This is a genomic window from Enterobacter cloacae complex sp. P38RS (assembly GCF_014930775.1).
In the GTDB taxonomy this organism is placed as follows: Bacteria; Pseudomonadota; Gammaproteobacteria; order Enterobacterales; family Enterobacteriaceae; genus Enterobacter; species Enterobacter bugandensis.
Window position 1 is genome coordinate 1 of record NZ_JADBRS010000020.1, and the last position, 18,389, is coordinate 18,389.

The window sequence follows — 18,389 nt, forward strand, 5'->3', positions numbered from 1 at the left end:
AGAAGTGAAACGCCGTAGCGCCGATGGTAGTGTGGGGTCTCCCCATGTGAGAGTAGGGAACTGCCAGGCATCAATTAAGTGAAGAGGCCATCCGAAAGGATGGCCTTTTTGCGTTTATATACCGAAAAATGTAGGCCGGGTAAGGCGAAGCCGCCACCCGGCAAGTCAGACCGCACACCACTTCACAATAAACTCAGCAATCCCATCCTCATCATTTAAATCCAGCACCGGAACCTCAAGCGGCAATGCCACATCACTGGCCACCGCAATCACATGCTCATCCAGCGTTAACTCGCTGATGTCATGCCCGGCATCACTTCTGAACAGCAGGATCTTAGGCACGGCCTCATGCTTAAATCCCTCAACCAGCACCAGATCCAGCATGGAGTGATCCATCCGGCTCACCAGATACGCGAGATCCAGCGGTGCCTCATCCGGCGTTTCTGTCATCAATGCCCAACGCTGGTTGCTTGCTACCATTGTCTGCGCGGCACCCGCTTTGCGCAGTTCATAGCTATCTTTGCCCGGCTTATCGACATCCATATTATGGTGAGTATGCTTAATCAAGCCAGGACGAATACCGCGGGCGCACAGCGCGGGAATCAGTTTTTTCAGCAACGTGGTTTTTCCTGTCCCACTCCAGGCTGAAATGGCTAAAACAGAGTTCATCTCTTCTCCTGCATGGCCTGTAAATCTTCTGTTGTGTTCACATTCACGAACGATGTTTTCATGTCGCTAAAATCAACAGCATGTCCGCCGACCTTACGCATAAACACCATCACTCTTCGCTCTCCGGAAGCCAGATAGTCGCTCATAGCAGGAATCAAGGATCGGTTAATGAGCGCGATAGTTGGGTGGTCGCGCTCGCCGTCATGCACCCAGACCACGGGTGAATCACCTCGCTGTTGCACCATCCGTTCCACCAGGCAGGTGGGTATATATGGAGTATCACACGAACAAAAGAGAAACCACTCTCCCTGCGACTGCTGCATCACCGAAAGCATGCCGGCCAGCGGCCCCGGAAAATCTGCGAGATTATCCTGATAAACGGGAAACCCGCTGCGCTGGTAAATATCGATATGGCGATTTGCGCTCAGCGCCATTGCTGACACCTGATCGACAAGCGTATCAGCGACATGCTGCCATAAGGGCTTGCCTTTCAGGAGCTGTAGTCCTTTATCTTCCCCGCCCATCCGCGTAGCTCTGCCGCCTGCCAGAACGACCCCAGTGATTTCCAGGCTAAGATTCACGAATATCGCCTCTTTTATTGTGGGATTGACCCTGCTAACGTGTCACTCTAAATGAAAGGAGCACCACCATGAAATGTAAACGTCTGAATGAAGTCATTGAACTCCTCCAGCCAGCCTGGCAAAAAGAGCCAGAGCTGAATCTGATGCAATTCTTACAGAAACTGGCAAAAGAGTCAGGTTTTGACGGCGATCTGGCAGACCTTTCTGACGACATCCTGATCTACCACCTCAAAATGCGCGACTCAGCCAAAGATGCTGTTATTCCTGGTATTCAGAAGGATTATGAGGAAGATTTTAAAACTGCATTGCTGCGCGCCCGAGGCGTAATTAAAGAGTAAAAGCTTGTAAGCGGAGCCACCGAAATCGCTACAAGATGATATCCTGAATCATTCGTATAATTTCCGGATGATCGGATGAACGACCAGGCTTTTACTTTCCAGACACTACACCCGGATACCATTATGGATGCCCTGTTTGAACAGGGTATTCGTGTGGATTCCGGGCTAACTCCGTTAAACAGCTACGAAAACCGCGTCTATCAATTTCAGGACGAGGATCGTCAGCGCTTCGTCGTAAAGTTCTATCGCCCTGAACGTTGGTCTGCACAGCAAATTCAGGAGGAGCACCAGTTTGCTCACGATCTGCTGGTTGATGACGTCCCCGTTGCCGCGCCGATAAAGTTCAATAACCAAACGCTGCTCACGCATGAAGGGTTTTACTACGCCGTATTCCCCAGTCTGGGTGGCCGCCAGTTTGAAGCGGATAATATCGATCAGATGGAGTGGGTTGCTCGCTATCTGGGACGCATTCATCAGACGGGACGTAAAACAGAGTTCACTGTCCGACCAACGATCGGGATTCATGAATATCTCACCGAATCACGTCAGATATTCGAAACGTCTGCGCTGATCCCCGCTGCGTTAAAGGATGATTTCCTCAACGCCACCGATAAGCTTATTGCTGCGGTGAAAACCTGCTGGCGTGATGATATTTCCGTTCTGCGCCTACATGGCGATTGTCACGCCGGAAATATTCTCTGGCGCGATGGTCCACTGTTTGTCGATCTCGACGATGCGCGCATGGGACCAGCGGTTCAGGATCTGTGGATGCTGCTCAATGGCGACAAAGCCGAGCAGCGCATGCAGCTTGAAACGATTATTGAAGCCTATGAAGAATTTAGCCCGTTTAATTCAGACGAAATTGCCCTGATTGAGCCTTTACGTGCGATGCGTTTTGTTTATTATCTCGCATGGTTAATCAGGCGTTGGGACGACCCCGCATTTCCTCGTAATTTCCCGTGGCTTACCGGAGAAGATTACTGGCGCAGCCAGATATCTACATTCACTCAGCAGGTTAAGGTTCTTCAGGAACCCCCTCTGCAATTAACGCCGATGTATTAATTGGACACACCCAGGAGAGAGTTAATCATGAAAAAAATTTGGCTGGCGCTGGCAGGTATGATTCTGGCATTTAGCGCTTCTGCTGCGCAGTTTACCGACGGTAAACAGTTTATCACGCTGGAAAAGCCGGTTGCTGGCGAGCCACAGGTTCTGGAGTTCTTCTCATTCTATTGCCCGCACTGCTATCAATTCGAAGAGGTGCTGCATGTTTCTGACAACGTGAAGAAGAAGCTGCCGGAAGGCACCAAAATGACCAAGTACCACGTTGAGTTCCTGGGCCCGTTGGGTAAAGACCTGACTCAGGCGTGGGCGGTTGCGATGGCGCTGGGCGTGGAAGATAAAATCACTGCTCCAATGTTCGAAGCCGTACAGAAAACCCAGACCGTTCAGACCACTGCGGATATCCGCAAAGTGTTCGTTGATGCCGGTGTGAAAGGTGAAGAGTACGACGCCGCGTGGAACAGCTTTGTAGTGAAATCTCTGGTTGCTCAGCAGGAAAAAGCGGCCGCTGATCTGCAGCTTCAGGGCGTTCCGGCGATGTTTGTTAACGGCAAATATCAGCTGAACATGCAGGGCATGGACACCAGCAGCATGGATATTTTCGTGCAGCAGTATGCTGACACCGTGAAATACCTGGTTGAGAAGAAGTAATTTCGTTGATATGAAAACGCCGGTCACTGACCGGCGTTTTTGTATGAAGATTTAATGCTGTCTATCTGTTCGTCTTTCTCTTTCCAGAGCGTATTAAGCCACTGCTGGAAACCACGTTTGAAATTCTTATCGTTAACGTAGTCACCGTGCAGCCCGGTATCGATCGGCACTAAATTCACCCGAACAACAATGCGCGTCAGCTTGCCGCTGAGCATATCGAAGAATGGCGTCCTGTCATTTTCCGGATAGCAGAGCGTAACGTTCAGAAGTTTATCGAACTGTGCACCCAGCACGTTAAGCGCCATCGCAATACCCGCCGCCTTTGGCGGAAGCAGGTTCTGATAAGGGGAGCGTGTTTGTTGACGTTTATCTTCCGTAAACCGTGAGCCTTCAACAAAGTTCACGATGGTCGTTGGATGTGCGCGAAACTTTTCACAGGAGCGGCGCGTGGTCTCGACATCCTTACCGCGACGCTCCGGATGACGAATCAGATAGCTGCGCGAATAGCGTTTCATAAACGGCATATCAAGCGCCCAGCAGGCCAGCCCGATAAAGGGCACCCAGGCGAGCTGCTGCTTCAGGAAGTACTTGTTCATCGGGATATGTTTGCGAAAAAGCACGCATAACACCACGATGTCCGCCCAGCTGTGATGATTGCAGATCAGCAGGTACCAGTTCTTTTTGTTGAGGCTCTCCAGCCCTTCGACATCCCACTTAAGATGCGGATTCAGGCACAGCAGGATCGCTAACCCTTCACACCAGCAATACATCATGAAATTACAAAACGCAGAGACGGATCGCCACACCGCAGGCACAGGCAGCAGCAGTTTAACGATCCCGGCGATAATGATTGGCACAGAACACGCAATCGTCACCAGAATAGTTAAAACGATGCTTAGCGGTAATGTTATTGCAGCGAGCAATCTCGACATGATGAGCTTTTTCAGGTGGTTAGCTTTAATGGACCGGCCGATGATACGGCGCTGGGGGCTGATTTTATCAGAAAAGTGACAAAATTATGGCGCTTTCATATCGTCAATAGACGGCTTTTCCCCTGAAGCAGAAGATTTCTCTAATATTGTGCGCTAATCAGGACTTATATCCACATAGACTAAATTGCCATCAGCAGGCTATTTTCATGCAGTGTTAGTTGTTAACATTATGATATGTAATAATTTATTATCAACGCGCGCCTGCTTTTAGTATCTGTTTTTCATTTGAAGTGAAAATATTCACAAACTTATCCACAGTTTGAATTTTGCGAGCGATCCTCACGATCGCAAAATCTTTTCCTGTATCGAACCTGAATAACTGATGTTTTCATCCTTCTGTGGCATCCTTTACGCATAAATTGATTAAAGGCACGGACATTATGGTTCAGATCCCAGAAAACCCACTTATTCTCGTCGACGGCTCTTCTTACCTGTATCGGGCGTACCATGCGTTTCCTCCTCTGACCAATAGCGCAGGGGAACCTACCGGCGCGATGTACGGCGTGCTGAACATGCTGCGCAGCCTGATTCTTCAGTATCAGCCCACCCATGCGGCTGTCGTTTTTGATGCGAAAGGCAAAACCTTCCGCGATGAGCTGTTCGAACATTACAAATCCCATCGTCCGCCAATGCCTGACGATCTGCGTGCGCAGATTGAGCCACTGCACGCCATGGTGAAAGCAATGGGCCTGCCGCTGCTGGCCGTCTCTGGCGTGGAGGCTGACGACGTCATCGGTACGCTGGCGCGTGAAGCTGAAAAAATGGGCCGTCCGGTGCTGATCAGCACCGGTGATAAAGATATGGCGCAGCTGGTGACGCCAGGTATTACCCTGATCAACACCATGACCAACACCATTCTGGGGCCAGAAGAAGTAGTCACTAAGTATGGCGTGCCGCCAGAGCTGATTATCGACTTCCTCGCGTTGATGGGCGACTCCTCGGATAACATTCCTGGCGTTCCTGGCGTCGGTGAAAAAACCGCGCAGGCACTGCTTCAGGGGCTGGGTGGTCTGGACACGCTCTACGCGGAATCCGACAAAATCGCCGGACTTTCCTTCCGTGGCGCAAAAACCATGGCCGGGAAGCTGGAAGAGAACAAAGAGGTGGCTTATCTCTCCTATAAGCTGGCAACAATCAAAACCGATGTGGAGCTGGAGCTGGGCTGTGAGCAGCTGGAAGTGCAACAGCCTTCCGCTGACGACCTGCTGAGCCTGTTTAAGAAATACGAATTCAAGCGCTGGACCACTGACGTGGAAGCCGGTAAATGGCTGCAGGCTAAAGGGGCCAAACCTGCTGCTAAGCCGAAAGAGACGATTGTCGTTGATGCCGAAGATCAGGCGGAAGAAGAAGCCGCAGCGCTCTCCTTCGACAACTACGAAACCATTCTGGAAGAGTCACAGCTGATCGCCTGGATCGAGAAACTGAAAAAAGCGCCGGTCTTTGCCTTTGACACCGAAACAGACAGCCTCGACAACATCTCAGCCAATATGGTGGGATTGTCCTTTGCGACAGAGCCGGGTATTGCCGCCTACGTTCCCGTGGCGCACGACTACCTGGATGCGCCGGAGCAGATCTCCCGCGAGCGCGCGCTCGAGCTACTGAAGCCGATTCTGGAAGACGAAAAGGCGCTGAAGGTTGGGCAAAACCTCAAGTACGACCGCGGCATTCTGCAGAACTACGGCATTGAGCTGCGCGGGATTGCCTTTGACACTATGCTCGAATCCTACATTCTGGACAGCGTGGCGGGCCGCCATGATATGGATTCCTTATCTGACCGCTGGCTCAAGCACAAAACCATTACCTTTGAAGAGATTGCCGGTAAAGGGAAAAATCAGCTCACCTTTAACCAGATTGCTCTTGAAGAAGCAGGGCGCTACGCGGCGGAAGATGCCGACGTCACGCTGCAACTGCATCTGAAGATGTGGCCGAAACTGCAGAAGCACGAAGGTCCGCTGAACGTATTCCAGCATATTGAAATGCCGCTGGTACCCGTGCTGTCCCGTATCGAACGCAATGGCGTTAAGATCGATCCAACGGTGCTGCATAACCACTCTGGCGAGCTCGCGCAGCGTTTGACCGAGCTCGAGCAGAAAGCGCATGAGCTTGCAGGCGAGCCGTTTAACCTCTCTTCACCGAAGCAGCTGCAAACCATTCTGTTTGAAAAGCAGGGCATCAAGCCGCTGAAGAAAACCCCTGGCGGCGCGCCGTCAACCTCTGAAGAGGTGCTGGAAGAGCTGGCGCTGGACTACCCGCTGCCAAAAGTGATTCTGCAGTACCGTGGTCTCGCGAAGCTGAAGTCTACCTACACGGACAAACTTCCGCTGATGATCAACCCGAAAACGGGCCGTGTGCACACGTCGTATCATCAGGCGGTAGCGGCAACCGGGCGTCTCTCGTCAACCGATCCTAACCTGCAGAACATTCCGGTGCGTAATGAGGAAGGGCGCCGCATTCGTCAGGCCTTTATAGCCCCTGATGACTACCTGATTGTCTCGGCTGACTACTCGCAAATTGAACTGCGCATTATGGCGCACCTGTCCCGCGATAAAGGTCTGCTGACGGCATTTGCGGAAGGAAAAGACATCCACCGGGCGACCGCGGCGGAGGTCTTTGGTTTACCGCTGGACAACGTGACCAACGAACAGCGCCGCAGTGCAAAAGCGATCAACTTCGGTCTAATCTACGGCATGAGCGCGTTTGGCCTTTCACGCCAGCTAAACATTCCGCGCAAAGAGTCGCAGAAGTATATGGATCTTTACTTCGAGCGTTATCCGGGCGTTCTGGAATATATGGAACGCACCCGCGCGCAGGCGAAAGAGAAAGGTTACGTTGAAACCCTGGATGGCCGTCGTCTCTATCTTCCGGACATCAAATCCAGCAACGCGGCGCGCCGCGCTGGCGCAGAGCGTGCGGCGATCAACGCCCCGATGCAGGGTACCGCAGCGGACATCATCAAGCGCGCAATGATCGCCGTTGATGCCTGGCTGGAGAAAGAGAAGCCGCGCGTGAAAATGATCATGCAGGTACACGATGAACTGGTATTTGAAGTGCACAAGGACGACCTCGACGCCGTGTCGAAGAAGATCCACGAACTGATGGAAAGCAGCATGACGCTGGACGTGCCGTTGCTGGTGGAAGTAGGAAGTGGTGAAAACTGGGATCAGGCTCACTAAAGGTTCTGTGAATAACGCGCTTTTTATGTAAGTTAGCAACATAACAACGCGCGTTTTGTGACGATCATTAGAATTCCCTATGTAAAGAATGAAAAAAAATTACAAAAAGTGCTTTTTCTACAGCAAAAAAAGGGGTAGAGTTATCGACGTAGGGTACAGAGGTAAGATGTTCTATCTTTCAGACCTTTTACTTCACGTAATCGGATTTGGCTGAATATTTTAGCCGCCCCAGTCAGTAATGACTGGGGCGTTTTTTATTGCGGCAAAGAAAAGTTCGGGCAAAAAAAAGCGCGGACATCGCCGCGCTCGGTATTACTCTTCTTCCGCTTCCGTCGCGGGTTCCAGCTCGTTAAACCAGCTGTCGAGCTTCTGACGCAGCTTGTCCACGCCCTGTTTTTTCAGCGAAGAGAAAGGCTCAACCTGTACATCGCCATTGAAGGCCAGTACCGCTTCGCGAACCATATTCACCTGCGCTTTACGCGCGCCGCTTGCCAGCTTGTCGGCTTTCGTCAGCAGCACCAGCACGGCAATATCGCTTGCCACCGCCCAGTCGATCATCTGCTGATCCAGATCTTTCAGGGGATGGCGAATATCCATCAGCACCACCAGACCTTTCAGGCACAGGCGTTTTTCCAGGTATTCGCCCAGCGCACGCTGCCACTTGATCTTCATCTCTTCAGGCACCTGCGCATAACCGTATCCCGGCAAGTCTACGAGGCGTTTGCCTTCAGCCACTTCAAAGAGGTTAATCAGCTGGGTACGGCCAGGTGTTTTTGAGGTACGCGCCAGGTTCTTCTGATTGGTCAGCGTATTCAGGGCGCTGGATTTCCCCGCATTGGAGCGGCCAGCAAATGCCACTTCAATACCGGTATCAGAAGGCAGGTGGCGAATATCGGGCGCACTGGTGACAAAATGCGTCTGTTGGTAGTTCCAGGTAGTCACGTGGTCGTCTCCAAAAATCGTAATCTGGAGGGATTATACCCGAATGCGGGCAAAAGGCTTTTCTCATTGCACGAGGCTTGCAGGCGAATGCCCAAACGGCTGTAAGAGATCGGCTAATGTTGCTAAGGGAGATTTCAGAGAATTCGCAGGCGTCAAAAAATGCAAACTGTTTTAAATCATAATCTTATTTCCAGGTAATTATCTGAAAATCCGTATTTGTACCGTTTCGTTGCTTGTTAGTTTAACGGAACAAGGTAAAGTATGCGGCAAGGCGAGGAAGCCAACAGGAAATCGACTTAAGGATTAGGGTCAGGAGCGCCAGGAGGCGAAGACGCAGGATAGTCAGGACGACCAGCGCCTGGAGGCGTTTTAACAGGAAATGGAACCATACACGGACGGTATCAGCCAAAGGATAAACAGGGTGTGTTGTTGGTAAACATGGAATGTCTGACCCGTTAAGGGTTGTGAGTCAGGAAAAAAGGCGACAGATTGCTCTGTCGCCTTTTTTCTTTGCTTGCTTTCTGCTAGATTTCGCCGCAATTCTATACTGAAGAAAACGACTTTAAGATAAAACATCATGAAAAAACCAACCTCCGCTGCGGGCGCGAAACGCCCTGCAAAAGCACGCCGCAAAACGCGCGAAGAACTGAACCAGGAAGCGCGCGATCGCAAACGCGACAAAAAACATCGCGGTCATGCTGCGGGTAGCCGTGCCAACGGCGTTGGTGCAGCGGGCGCCTCTGCAAAAGGCAAACAGCAGAAAGACCCTCGTATCGGCAGTAAAACTCCCATTCCACTGGGCGTGACAGACACCCCGGTCACTAAGCAGCACAAACCAAAGAGCGAGAAACCTATGCTTTCACCGCAGGCTGAGCTGGATATGCTGGAGAACGATGAGCGCCTGGACGCGCTGCTGGAACGTCTTGAAGAGGGTGAAACCCTGACCGCCGAAGAGCAGTCATGGGTAGATGCCAAACTGGACCGCATTGATGAGCTAATGCAGAAGCTGGGTCTGTCTTACGATGACGAAGACGACGAAGAGGAAGAAGAAAAGCAGGAAGATATGATGCGTCTTCTGAAAGGTGGAAACTAACATTTGCACCCGGCAGGCACGATAGTCCTGCTTATAACCCTTCCGGTTATATGTTATCTGGTGTGGTTATTCGTTAAACTACGGCGGTTGTCGCGGCGACAGAAGTGGCTGCGCACCCGAATGATGGCCCGCGATGGGGCCAGAACGGGCCGCCGTATACGAACGCGACACCAACGGAAGGAGTGAGCATGTCAGCACCAACTATCGACTGGGATTTGGCCCTAATCCAGAAGTATAACTATTCCGGGCCGCGTTATACCTCATACCCCACCGCGCTGGAGTTCTCCGATGCCTTCGGCGAGGAGGATTTTCAGCAGGCCGTCGCGCGCTATCCAGAGCGTCCGCTGTCGCTCTACGTCCATATTCCGTTCTGCCACAAGCTCTGCTACTTCTGCGGCTGCAATAAAATCGTGACCCGTCAGCAGCATAAAGCCGACCAATACCTCGATGCGCTCGAACAGGAAATTGTGCACCGCGCGCCGCTTTTTAAAGGTCGTTACGTCAGCCAGCTTCACTGGGGGGGCGGCACGCCAACGTATCTCAATAAGGCGCAAATAAGCCGCCTGATGACGCTGCTGCGCGGAAATTTCAATTTTAACGACGACGCTGAAATCTCGATCGAAGTCGATCCGCGTGAAATTGAGCTGGATGTACTGGATCACTTACGCGCCGAAGGCTTTAATCGTCTGAGCATGGGCGTGCAGGATTTCAATAAAGAGGTGCAGCGTCTGGTCAACCGCGAGCAGGACGAGGAATTTATCTTCGCCTTACTCAACCACGCGCGTGATATCGGCTTTACCTCGACCAACATCGACCTGATTTACGGCCTGCCAAAGCAGACGCCGGAGAGCTTCGCCTTCACGCTGAAGCGCGTGGCTGAACTTAGCCCAGACCGCCTGAGCGTCTTTAACTATGCGCACCTGCCGACGCTATTTGCCGCCCAGCGCAAAATCAAAGATGCCGATCTGCCTTCTGCCCAGCAGAAGCTGGATATCCTGCAGGAAACTATCACCTCTCTGACCGAGAGCGGCTATCAATTTATCGGCATGGATCACTTTGCCCGTCCGGATGACGAGCTGGCGATTGCCCAGCGCGAAGGCGTTCTGCACCGCAACTTCCAGGGTTACACCACTCAGGGCGATACCGATCTGCTCGGCATGGGTGTCTCCGCCATCAGCATGATCGGTGACTGCTACGCGCAGAACCAGAAAGAGCTGAAGCTCTACTACCAGCAGGTTGATGCAACCGGCAACGCGCTATGGCGCGGCATCGCGCTGACCCGTGACGACTGCATTCGTCGTGATGTGATTAAGGCGCTTATCTGCAACTTCCGTCTCGACTTTAGCGACATGGAAGCACAGTGGGTTCTGACATTCAGCGAATATTTTGCGGAAGACCTGAAGTTGATTGCGCCGCTGGCGAAAGACGGGCTGGTGGATGTGTCGGAAAACGCGATTGAGGTCACGCCGAAAGGGCGTCTGTTGATCCGTAATATCTGCATGTGCTTTGACGCGTATCTGCGCCAGAAGGCGCGTATGCAGCAGTTTTCACGGGTGATTTAAGGCGCAAAGCCGGGTAAGGCGAAGCCGCTACCCGGCTTTTACATTTCAACCTGCTAGCTAAACAGCCCAACCAGCGCCGCACATAATACCGCAGCAACAGCGGTTTGCGGCGTGTGGCTTTCAGCTGCTCCGCTCGACAGTAAAGTCACTAATGATTCCAGCATGATGGTTCCCCCAATTTCCGGGCACGATCATACAAAACTCATCGGAACAGTAAAGCGCAAAATAACGGCAATTTGCGCTCAATTAATAACCTTTACACAGCGGCGTACGATCACTCCATTCCCAGCTCTTTCAGCTTGCGCGTCAGGGTATTACGTCCCCATCCCAGCAGGCGCGCGGCTTCTTGCTTATGGCCCTGCGTATGACGAAGCGCGGTGGTCAATAGCGTACGCTCCATCTCTGGCTGAGCCTCAGACAGCAGGTTTTGATGACCGGAACGCAGCGCGCGGTCGGCCCACTGCGCCAGCAGCGTTGCCCAGCTGTCCGGCAGCGCGTGCCCGGTGCTGCTTTCGGGCGCGGTGGCCTCAAACAGTTCGGCAGGGAGATCCTGAATCAACACTTCCTGGCCGGCGGCCATCACGGTCAGCCAGCGGCAGGTGTTTTCCAGCTGGCGTACGTTGCCCGGCCACGCCAGACGGGTGAGCGCGGCATCGGTTTCCGGATGAAGCTGCTTGGCTTCCACGCCCAGCTCGCGGGCCGCCACCTGCAGGAAATGACGCGCCAGGCGCGGGATATCTTCCCGACGCTCGCGCAGCGGCGGCAGGTGGACGCGGATCACGTTCAGGCGATGGAATAAATCCTCACGGAATTTGCCCTCCTGCACGCGCAGCTCCAGGTTCTGGTGCGTTGCGGCGATAATGCGCACGTCCACCTTCACCGGCGCATAGCCGCCCACGCGGTAAAACTGCCCGTCGGCTAGCACGCGCAGCAGGCGAGTTTGAACGTCCAGCGGCATATCGCCGATCTCGTCCAGGAACAGCGTGCCGCCGTCAGCCTGCTCAAAGCGCCCCTGGCGAATGGTATTCGCGCCGGTAAACGCCCCTTTTTCGTGGCCGAACAGCTCGGACTCAATCAAATCCTTCGGGATCGCCGCCATATTGAGGGCGATAAACGGCGCTTTTGCCCGCGGGCTGTGGCGATGTAACGCATGCGCCACCAGCTCTTTACCTGTACCCGATTCCCCGTTAATCAACACGCTGATGGACGAGCGGGACAGACGGCCAATAATGCGAAACACGTCCTGCATCGCCGGCGCTTCGCCGATGATGTCGGTGGTTGGCCCAAAATCGGGTGCGTGGCGCGGCTGTTGTTGCTCCTGGTAGTGGCTAATCGCGCGCTCAACCAGCGCCACCGCTTCGTCGATATCAAACGGTTTGGGCAGGTAATCGAACGCCCCTTGCTGATAGGCGCTCACCGCGGCATCCAGGTCGGAATGAGCCGTCATTATGATGACCGGAAGCATAGGATGGCGCTGTTTGATCTGCTTTAACAGCGCCAGCCCGTCCATGCCCGGCATGCGAATATCCGACAGCAGAACGTCCGGCGTTTTGGTGGTGAGTGCGTCGAGCACCTCGCTGCCGCTCTCAAACGTCGTGCAGCTTAAACCTGCCCCTGTGAGCGCGCGTTCAAGCACCCAACGGATGGAGCTATCGTCATCGACTACCCAGACTATCCCTCGTTGCATAAACGTCACCTTTATTTTTTAATCGGCAGGAAAACCGAAAACTCGGTATGTCCCGGCCAACTGGTAAATTCAATTTTTCCGGAGTGCTGATCGATCAAGCTGCGGGCGATAGATAAGCCCAGTCCCGTACCGCCTTCGCGCCCGCTTACCATTGGGTAGAACAGGGTGTCCTGCAGATGAGAAGGAATGCCAGGCCCGTTATCCTCAACGTCGATGCGTGCCGCCAGACGATAGCGCACGCCGTGCAGCGTAAGCTGGAAGGCGGTGCGGGTGCGTAAAATAATCTCGCCGCCTTCCGGCCCCAGCGCCTGCAGGGCATTGCGCACAATATTCAGCAGAACCTGCTCAATCTGGTCCGGGTCATGCGCCAGTTCCGGCAGGCTTGGGTCGTAATCACGCACCAGCGTGACGTTCTCCGGCAGCTCCATGGAGACGAGCTTCACCACCCTTTCAGCGACTTTATGAATGCTTTCTGAAACGTGCATACCCGGCTGCTGCGGCCCGAGCAGGCGATCGACCAGGTTACGCAGGCGGTCCGCCTGCTCAATGATGACGTTGGTGTACTCCGCCAGCGCGGGATCGGGCAGCGCCTTGGTCAGAAGCTGCGCCGCGCCGCGTAACCCACCCAGCGGGTTTTTGATTTCATGCGCCAGACCGCGCACCAGGTCACGGGCGGCAATTTGCTGCGCATGCTGAAGCTGCTCCTGGCTCAGGCGACGCTGATTATCCATCGGCGCCATTTCCAGCAGGATCAGTCCTTCCGGCAAACGTTGCGCGGTAAGGGAAAGAATATGTGAGCGCCCGTCGATCACCAGCGTGACTTCGTTATCGGTGAACCCCTGACCGGCCTGCAAACTTTCCTGCATCAGGCCAATATTCAGCGAGAAATAGCTCAACAACTCAGGAAGCGGGGTGCCAAACAGTTTGCGTGAACTCTGGGCGAGCAGCTGTTGAGCCGCCGGGTTGGCGTAATGGACGGCCAGTTCGTCGTCGACCAGCAGGATGCTGTTAATCAAAGAATTGAGGATCTGCCCAGCATCGGGCAGCGTGCCAGTTGCCATTCAGCAGTCTCCTGGAGTCGTTGCACTGTTTTAGTGCAGTATAGCGGTTTCAGCGTAAAAAGCGCGTGAGATCAGGTTGTTGGTGGAGAAAAAAGCCCATCCGGAGATGGGCTAAAAGTTTCCACGGCAACTACCCCCGGCGCTTTTGACGCCGGGTAAAACAACTAAATTAAACGCTGTAGTACAGTTCGAACTCAACCGGATGCGGAGTCATACGCACGCGGTCGTTCTCTTCAGTACGCAGGGCGATGTAAGCATCGATAGCGTCGTCAGTGAATACGCCACCCGCAGTCAGGAACTCGCGGTCTGCATCCAGCGCCTGCAGGGCTTCTTCCAGAGAGCCAGCAACCTGTGGGATCTCTTTCGCTTCTTCTGGCGGCAGGTCGTACAGGTTTTTGTCCATCGCTTCGCCTGGGTGGATCTTGTTCTTGATACCGTCCAGACCGGCCATCAGCAGCGCAGCGAAGCACAGGTATGGGTTAGCCGCTGGGTCCGGGAAGCGCACTTCGATACGACGCGCTTTCGGAGACGCCACCACCGGGATACGGATGGAAGCAGAACGGTTACGCGCAGAGTAGGCCAGCATGACTGGCGCTTCGTAGCCCGGGACCAGACGCTTGTAGGAGTTAGTGGTTGGGTTCGCCAGGGCGTTGATCGCTTTAGCGTGTTTGATAACACCACCGATGTAATACAGCGCCTGCTCAGACAGACCGGCATATTTGTCGCCAGAGAACAGGTTGGTACCGTTCTTGGACAGAGACATGTGGCAGTGCATACCGGAACCGTTGTCGCCAAACATTGGTTTTGGCATGAAGGTCGCGGTTTTACCGAAACGGTGCGCAACGTTGTGCACAACGTATTTGTAGATCTGAATTTCGTCCGCTTTTTTGGTCATGGTGTTGAAGCGGGTTGCCACTTCGTTCTGACCCGCAGTCGCCACTTCGTGGTGGTGCGCTTCAACAACCAGGCCCATCTCTTCCATCACCAGACACATGGTGGAACGAATGTCCTGCGCAGAGTCGACCGGAGGAACCGGGAAGTAACCGCCTTTCACACCAGGACGGTGACCTTTGTTACCACCTTCGTATTTGGTGGAAGAGTTCCATGCGCCTTCGATGTCGTCGATAGCCACGTGGGAGCCAGAAATAGAGGCACCGAAGCGGATGTCGTCGAACAGGAAGAACTCTGGCTCTGGCCCGAACAGAACGGTGTCCGCGATGCCGGTGGAACGCAGGTACTCTTCAGCGCGTTTAGCGATAGAACGTGGGTCGCGGTCGTAGCCCTGCAGCGTGCCTGGCTCGAGGATGTCGCAGCGAATGATCAGAGTTGGTTCTTCAAAGAACGGATCAATGACCGCTGTGGTTGCGTCTGGCATCAGAACCATGTCGGATTCGTTAATGCCTTTCCAGCCACCAATGGAGGAGCCGTCAAACATTTTGCCTTCTTCAAAGAATTCGGCGTTCACCTGATGAGCAGGGATTGTGACGTGCTGTTCTTTACCTTTGGTATCGGTGAAGCGCAGATCAACAAACTTCACTTCATGTTCGTTCAGCATCGTCAAAACGTGTTCAGCGGACATACTTAACTCTCCAGATTGGTCATTGTCGTCGTGGTAACGAGGTCTTCAATTTCTGTTGGTACTGGCTGTTGCCATGTATTTTTTATAAAGCGAAATCTGTGCCAACTTTTAAAACACCCCAAAAAGGCGTTATCATGCGCACCATAGTGCAAAAGGGCTGCACCATGATGGATTTGTTGCACCAGTATAGTGCTTCAATGTGAACATTAAGCACCATATTGGTGCAATTTACGTTAAAGTGCCCTTTTACCGCTCCGTGAAAGCGATCACAAAGCATCTCTGCAATACTTGTTTGCGGGGGATGTTTGTGATCCTGTTTTGTAGTGCGATTAATCCGTGTACAATAACGCGCTATTTCTAAATGCCTGAGGCAAAGTTGTGATCGAAAATTTGCGTAACATCGCCATCATCGCGCACGTTGACCATGGTAAAACTACCCTGGTTGATAAGCTGCTGCAGCAATCCGGTACGTTTGATGCGCGTGCCGAAACCCAAGAACGCGTGATGGACTCCAACGATTTGGAGAAAGAGCGTGGGATTACCATCCTCGCGAAAAACACCGCGATTAAATGGAATGACTACCGTATCAACATCGTTGATACCCCAGGGCACGCCGACTTCGGTGGTGAAGTTGAACGTGTAATGTCCATGGTAGACTCCGTTCTGCTGGTCGTTGACGCAATGGATGGCCCAATGCCACAGACGCGCTTCGTGACCAAAAAAGCTTTTGCCCATGGTCTGAAGCCAATCGTTGTTATCAACAAAGTTGACCGCCCTGGCGCGCGTCCTGACTGGGTTGTTGACCAGGTCTTCGACCTGTTCGTTAACCTCGACGCGACCGACGAGCAGCTGGACTTCCCTATCGTTTACGCCTCTGCGCTGAACGGTATCGCAGGTCTGGACCACGAAGACATGGCTGAAGACATGACCCCGCTGTATCAGGCGATTGTTGACCGTGTTCCTGCGCCAAACGTTGACCTGGAAGGCACCCTGCAGATGCAGATCTCCCAGCTCGACTACAACAACTACGTTGGCGTAATCGGCATTGGCCGTATCAAGCGCGGTAAAGTGAAGCCTAACCAGCAGGTCACTATCATCGATAGCGAAGGCAAAACCCGTAACGGTAAAGTCGGTAAAGTCCTGACTCACCTGGGTCTTGAGCGTATCGAGAGCGACATCGCTGAAGCGGGCGACATCATCGCGATCACCGGTCTGGGTGAACTGAACATCTCCGACACCATCTGCGATCCGCAGAAAGTCGAAGCGCTGCCAGCCCTGTCCGTTGATGAACCAACCGTATCCATGTTCTTCAACGTCAACACCTCTCCGTTCTGTGGTAAAGAAGGTAAGTTCGTTACCTCTCGTCAGATCCTTGACCGTCTGAACAAAGAGCTGGTGCACAACGTTGCGCTGCGCGTTGAAGAAACCGAAGACGCTGATGCATTCCGCGTTTCTGGTCGTGGTGAACTGCACCTGTCTGTTCTGATCGAAAACATGCGTCGTGAAGGTTTCGAGATGGCGGTTTCCCGTCCGAAAGTAATCTTCCGTGAAATCGATGGCCGTAAACAAGAGCCGTTCGAAAACGTAACGCTGGACGTAGAAGAGCAGCACCAGGGTTCTGTGATGCAGGCACTGGGCGAGCGTAAAGGCGACCTGAAAAACATGAATCCAGATGGCAAAGGCCGCGTACGTCTCGACTACGTGATCCCAAGCCGTGGCCTGATCGGCTTCCGTTCTGAGTTCATGACCATGACCTCCGGTACCGGCCTGCTGTACTCCACCTTCAGCCACTACGACGACGTTCGTCCGGGCGAAGTGGGCCAGCGTAACAACGGCGTACTGATCTCCAACGGTCAGGGTAAAGCGGTTGCGTTTGCGCTGTTCGGTCTGCAGGATCGCGGTAAGCTGTTCCTGGGTCACGGTGCTGAAGTTTACGAAGGCCAGATCATCGGTATTCACAGCCGTTCTAACGACCTGACGGTAAACTGCCTGACCGGTAAGAAGCTGACCAACATGCGTGCGTCCGGTACTGACGAAGCAACGGTTCTGGTTCCACCGATCAAGATGACCCTGGAGCAGGCTCTGGAGTTCATTGATGATGACGAACTGGTAGAAGTGACTCCACAGTCAATTCGTATCCGTAAACGTCACCTGACCGAGAACGATCGTAAACGTGCTATGCGCGGTGCGAAAGAAGACTAATACGGTCAATCCGTAGTAAAAAAAGCCGCTGAGAAATCAGCGGCTTTTTTATTAGAACGAATAACGTAACCCCAGGCGGATCCTGTACTGCTCGCGGTTGTAATCATTCCATCGGTCCAGCCACTGAAGCTCGAGGTACGGCAGCCAGTTTCTGTCGATCCTGTAGCTGAACTTGTTGGTAATTTCCCAGTGATGGTCTTTGCCATTTTTGCTGTGGTAATCATTTATCCGCTGGAAAAAGTGCGGCTCAAAGGTATAGAAAAACGCATCCGTCACCTTGAAATTCCAGTAGTTGGCGAATTCGTGCGTGTCGTTCTTATCCATCTGTCCGTTATAGTCCGGCGTATCGTAATTGTTATGGTTATAGCGATAGCGGAACGTCAGATTAAACCCGTCCGTGAATTTATAGTTGGTATCTAAATAAACCGCGCCACCCGAACCGGCGCTGCTGTCGTTGATCAACCCGCCCGGCTGGAAGGTGAGTTTGTCCGTCGGTTTAAAGAGCGGATACCACCCCTCTATTTCGTTATAGCTGTGCTTGAGCTCATCCCACCTCCCCACGTTGTAGGCGTTGGTGAACATCAACCCCGCGCCCATATCGAAGTTATAACCGGCACGCAGGATCACTTCGTGCAGCTCAGAGGCCGTGTTGTAGGCTTCACGGGTTTCGACATAGGCCCCGGCGAATACCGGGCAGGACACAGACGACACGATCAGTACAGTGATGATTCTTTTCATAATTTGTCCATGTATCAGGTACAGAAAGGCCTCCCTCCTGATGAACAGGAAGGAAATAC

16 protein-coding genes are annotated in these 18,389 nt (G+C 53.1%); 7 read left to right on the top strand and 9 right to left on the bottom strand.

What is annotated here, in order from left to right; all coding sequences use genetic code 11:
- Window positions 1-165 precede the first annotated feature (165 nt).
- Together mobB and mobA are read right to left on the bottom strand one after the other, a co-directional pair.
- Window positions 166-669, bottom strand: a complete 504-nt coding sequence (gene mobB / locus IM303_RS19745) for a molybdopterin-guanine dinucleotide biosynthesis protein MobB (protein WP_193360186.1) — start codon at window positions 667-669, stop codon at window positions 166-168.
- Entirely contained in the window at window positions 666-1,250 is a 585-nt protein-coding gene (gene mobA / locus IM303_RS19750; RefSeq protein ID WP_049001341.1) for a molybdenum cofactor guanylyltransferase MobA, read from the bottom strand. The genes mobB and mobA overlap by 4 nt, the downstream gene beginning before the upstream one ends.
- Window positions 1,251-1,318: 68 nt before the next feature.
- On the opposite strand from mobA, the gene IM303_RS19755 reads away from it, so the two are divergent.
- The 3 genes from IM303_RS19755 to dsbA all read left to right on the top strand — a co-directional run bounded on the left by IM303_RS19755 (window position 1,319) and on the right by dsbA (window position 3,301).
- Entirely contained in the window at window positions 1,319-1,588 is a 270-nt protein-coding gene (locus IM303_RS19755) for a YihD family protein (protein ID WP_008501866.1), read from the top strand.
- Between the two features lie 75 nt (window positions 1,589-1,663).
- Window positions 1,664-2,650 carry a serine/threonine protein kinase gene (locus IM303_RS19760; RefSeq protein ID WP_193360187.1) on the top strand — a complete coding sequence of 329 codons (987 nt, stop codon included), beginning with the start codon at window positions 1,664-1,666 and terminating at the stop codon, window positions 2,648-2,650.
- A 27-nt stretch (window positions 2,651-2,677) separates the two neighbouring features.
- Entirely contained in the window at window positions 2,678-3,301 is a 624-nt protein-coding gene (gene dsbA / locus IM303_RS19765) for a thiol:disulfide interchange protein DsbA (RefSeq protein WP_028014899.1), read from the top strand.
- Window positions 3,302-3,324: 23 nt separating this feature from the next.
- On the opposite strand, the gene IM303_RS19770 is transcribed toward dsbA, so the two are convergent.
- Entirely contained in the window at window positions 3,325-4,233 is a 909-nt protein-coding gene (locus IM303_RS19770) for an acyltransferase (protein WP_049001347.1), read from the bottom strand.
- 440 nt (window positions 4,234-4,673) lie between these two features.
- Here IM303_RS19770 and polA point away from each other — a divergent pair, with 440 nt between their 5' ends.
- Window positions 4,674-7,466, top strand: coding sequence for a DNA polymerase I (gene polA, locus IM303_RS19775; RefSeq protein ID WP_049001350.1), 2,793 nt, complete (start codon window positions 4,674-4,676; stop codon window positions 7,464-7,466).
- A gap of 312 nt (window positions 7,467-7,778) precedes the next feature.
- Here the strand turns inward: polA and yihA are convergent, their stop codons facing one another.
- Window positions 7,779-8,408, bottom strand: coding sequence for a ribosome biogenesis GTP-binding protein YihA/YsxC (yihA, locus tag IM303_RS19780; RefSeq protein WP_045630625.1), 630 nt, complete (start codon window positions 8,406-8,408; stop codon window positions 7,779-7,781).
- A 577-nt stretch (window positions 8,409-8,985) separates the two neighbouring features.
- Between yihA and yihI the strand changes: the two genes are divergently transcribed.
- Both yihI and hemN read left to right on the top strand, forming a co-directional pair.
- Window positions 8,986-9,501: a Der GTPase-activating protein YihI gene (gene yihI, locus IM303_RS19785; RefSeq protein ID WP_049001354.1), complete on the top strand. Its 516-nt coding sequence runs from the start codon at window positions 8,986-8,988 to the stop codon at window positions 9,499-9,501.
- Between the two features lie 188 nt (window positions 9,502-9,689).
- Window positions 9,690-11,063 carry an oxygen-independent coproporphyrinogen III oxidase gene (gene hemN / locus IM303_RS19790; RefSeq protein ID WP_193360188.1) on the top strand — a complete coding sequence of 458 codons (1,374 nt, stop codon included), beginning with the start codon at window positions 9,690-9,692 and terminating at the stop codon, window positions 11,061-11,063.
- 53 nt (window positions 11,064-11,116) lie between these two features.
- On the opposite strand, the gene IM303_RS19795 is transcribed toward hemN, so the two are convergent.
- The 4 genes from IM303_RS19795 to glnA all read right to left on the bottom strand — a co-directional run bounded on the left by IM303_RS19795 (window position 11,117) and on the right by glnA (window position 15,390).
- On the bottom strand, window positions 11,117-11,227 hold the full coding sequence (locus tag IM303_RS19795) for a YshB family small membrane protein (RefSeq protein ID WP_017382667.1): 111 nt from the start codon (window positions 11,225-11,227) through the stop codon (window positions 11,117-11,119).
- A gap of 110 nt (window positions 11,228-11,337) precedes the next feature.
- A complete protein-coding gene (gene glnG / locus IM303_RS19800) occupies window positions 11,338-12,750 on the bottom strand; it encodes a nitrogen regulation protein NR(I) (protein ID WP_028014893.1) in 1,413 nt (470 codons plus the stop codon).
- An 11-nt stretch (window positions 12,751-12,761) separates the two neighbouring features.
- Window positions 12,762-13,811, bottom strand: coding sequence for a nitrogen regulation protein NR(II) (glnL, locus tag IM303_RS19805; RefSeq protein WP_014172250.1), 1,050 nt, complete (start codon window positions 13,809-13,811; stop codon window positions 12,762-12,764).
- Between the two features lie 169 nt (window positions 13,812-13,980).
- A complete protein-coding gene (gene glnA / locus IM303_RS19810) occupies window positions 13,981-15,390 on the bottom strand; it encodes a glutamate--ammonia ligase (protein ID WP_008501856.1) in 1,410 nt (469 codons plus the stop codon).
- Window positions 15,391-15,768: 378 nt separating this feature from the next.
- On the opposite strand from glnA, the gene typA reads away from it, so the two are divergent.
- On the top strand, window positions 15,769-17,592 hold the full coding sequence (gene typA / locus IM303_RS19815) for a ribosome-dependent GTPase TypA (protein ID WP_049001363.1): 1,824 nt from the start codon (window positions 15,769-15,771) through the stop codon (window positions 17,590-17,592).
- 51 nt (window positions 17,593-17,643) lie between these two features.
- On the opposite strand, the gene ompL is transcribed toward typA, so the two are convergent.
- Window positions 17,644-18,330 carry a porin OmpL gene (gene ompL / locus IM303_RS19820; RefSeq protein WP_049001364.1) on the bottom strand — a complete coding sequence of 229 codons (687 nt, stop codon included), beginning with the start codon at window positions 18,328-18,330 and terminating at the stop codon, window positions 17,644-17,646.
- Window positions 18,331-18,389 lie beyond the last annotated feature (59 nt).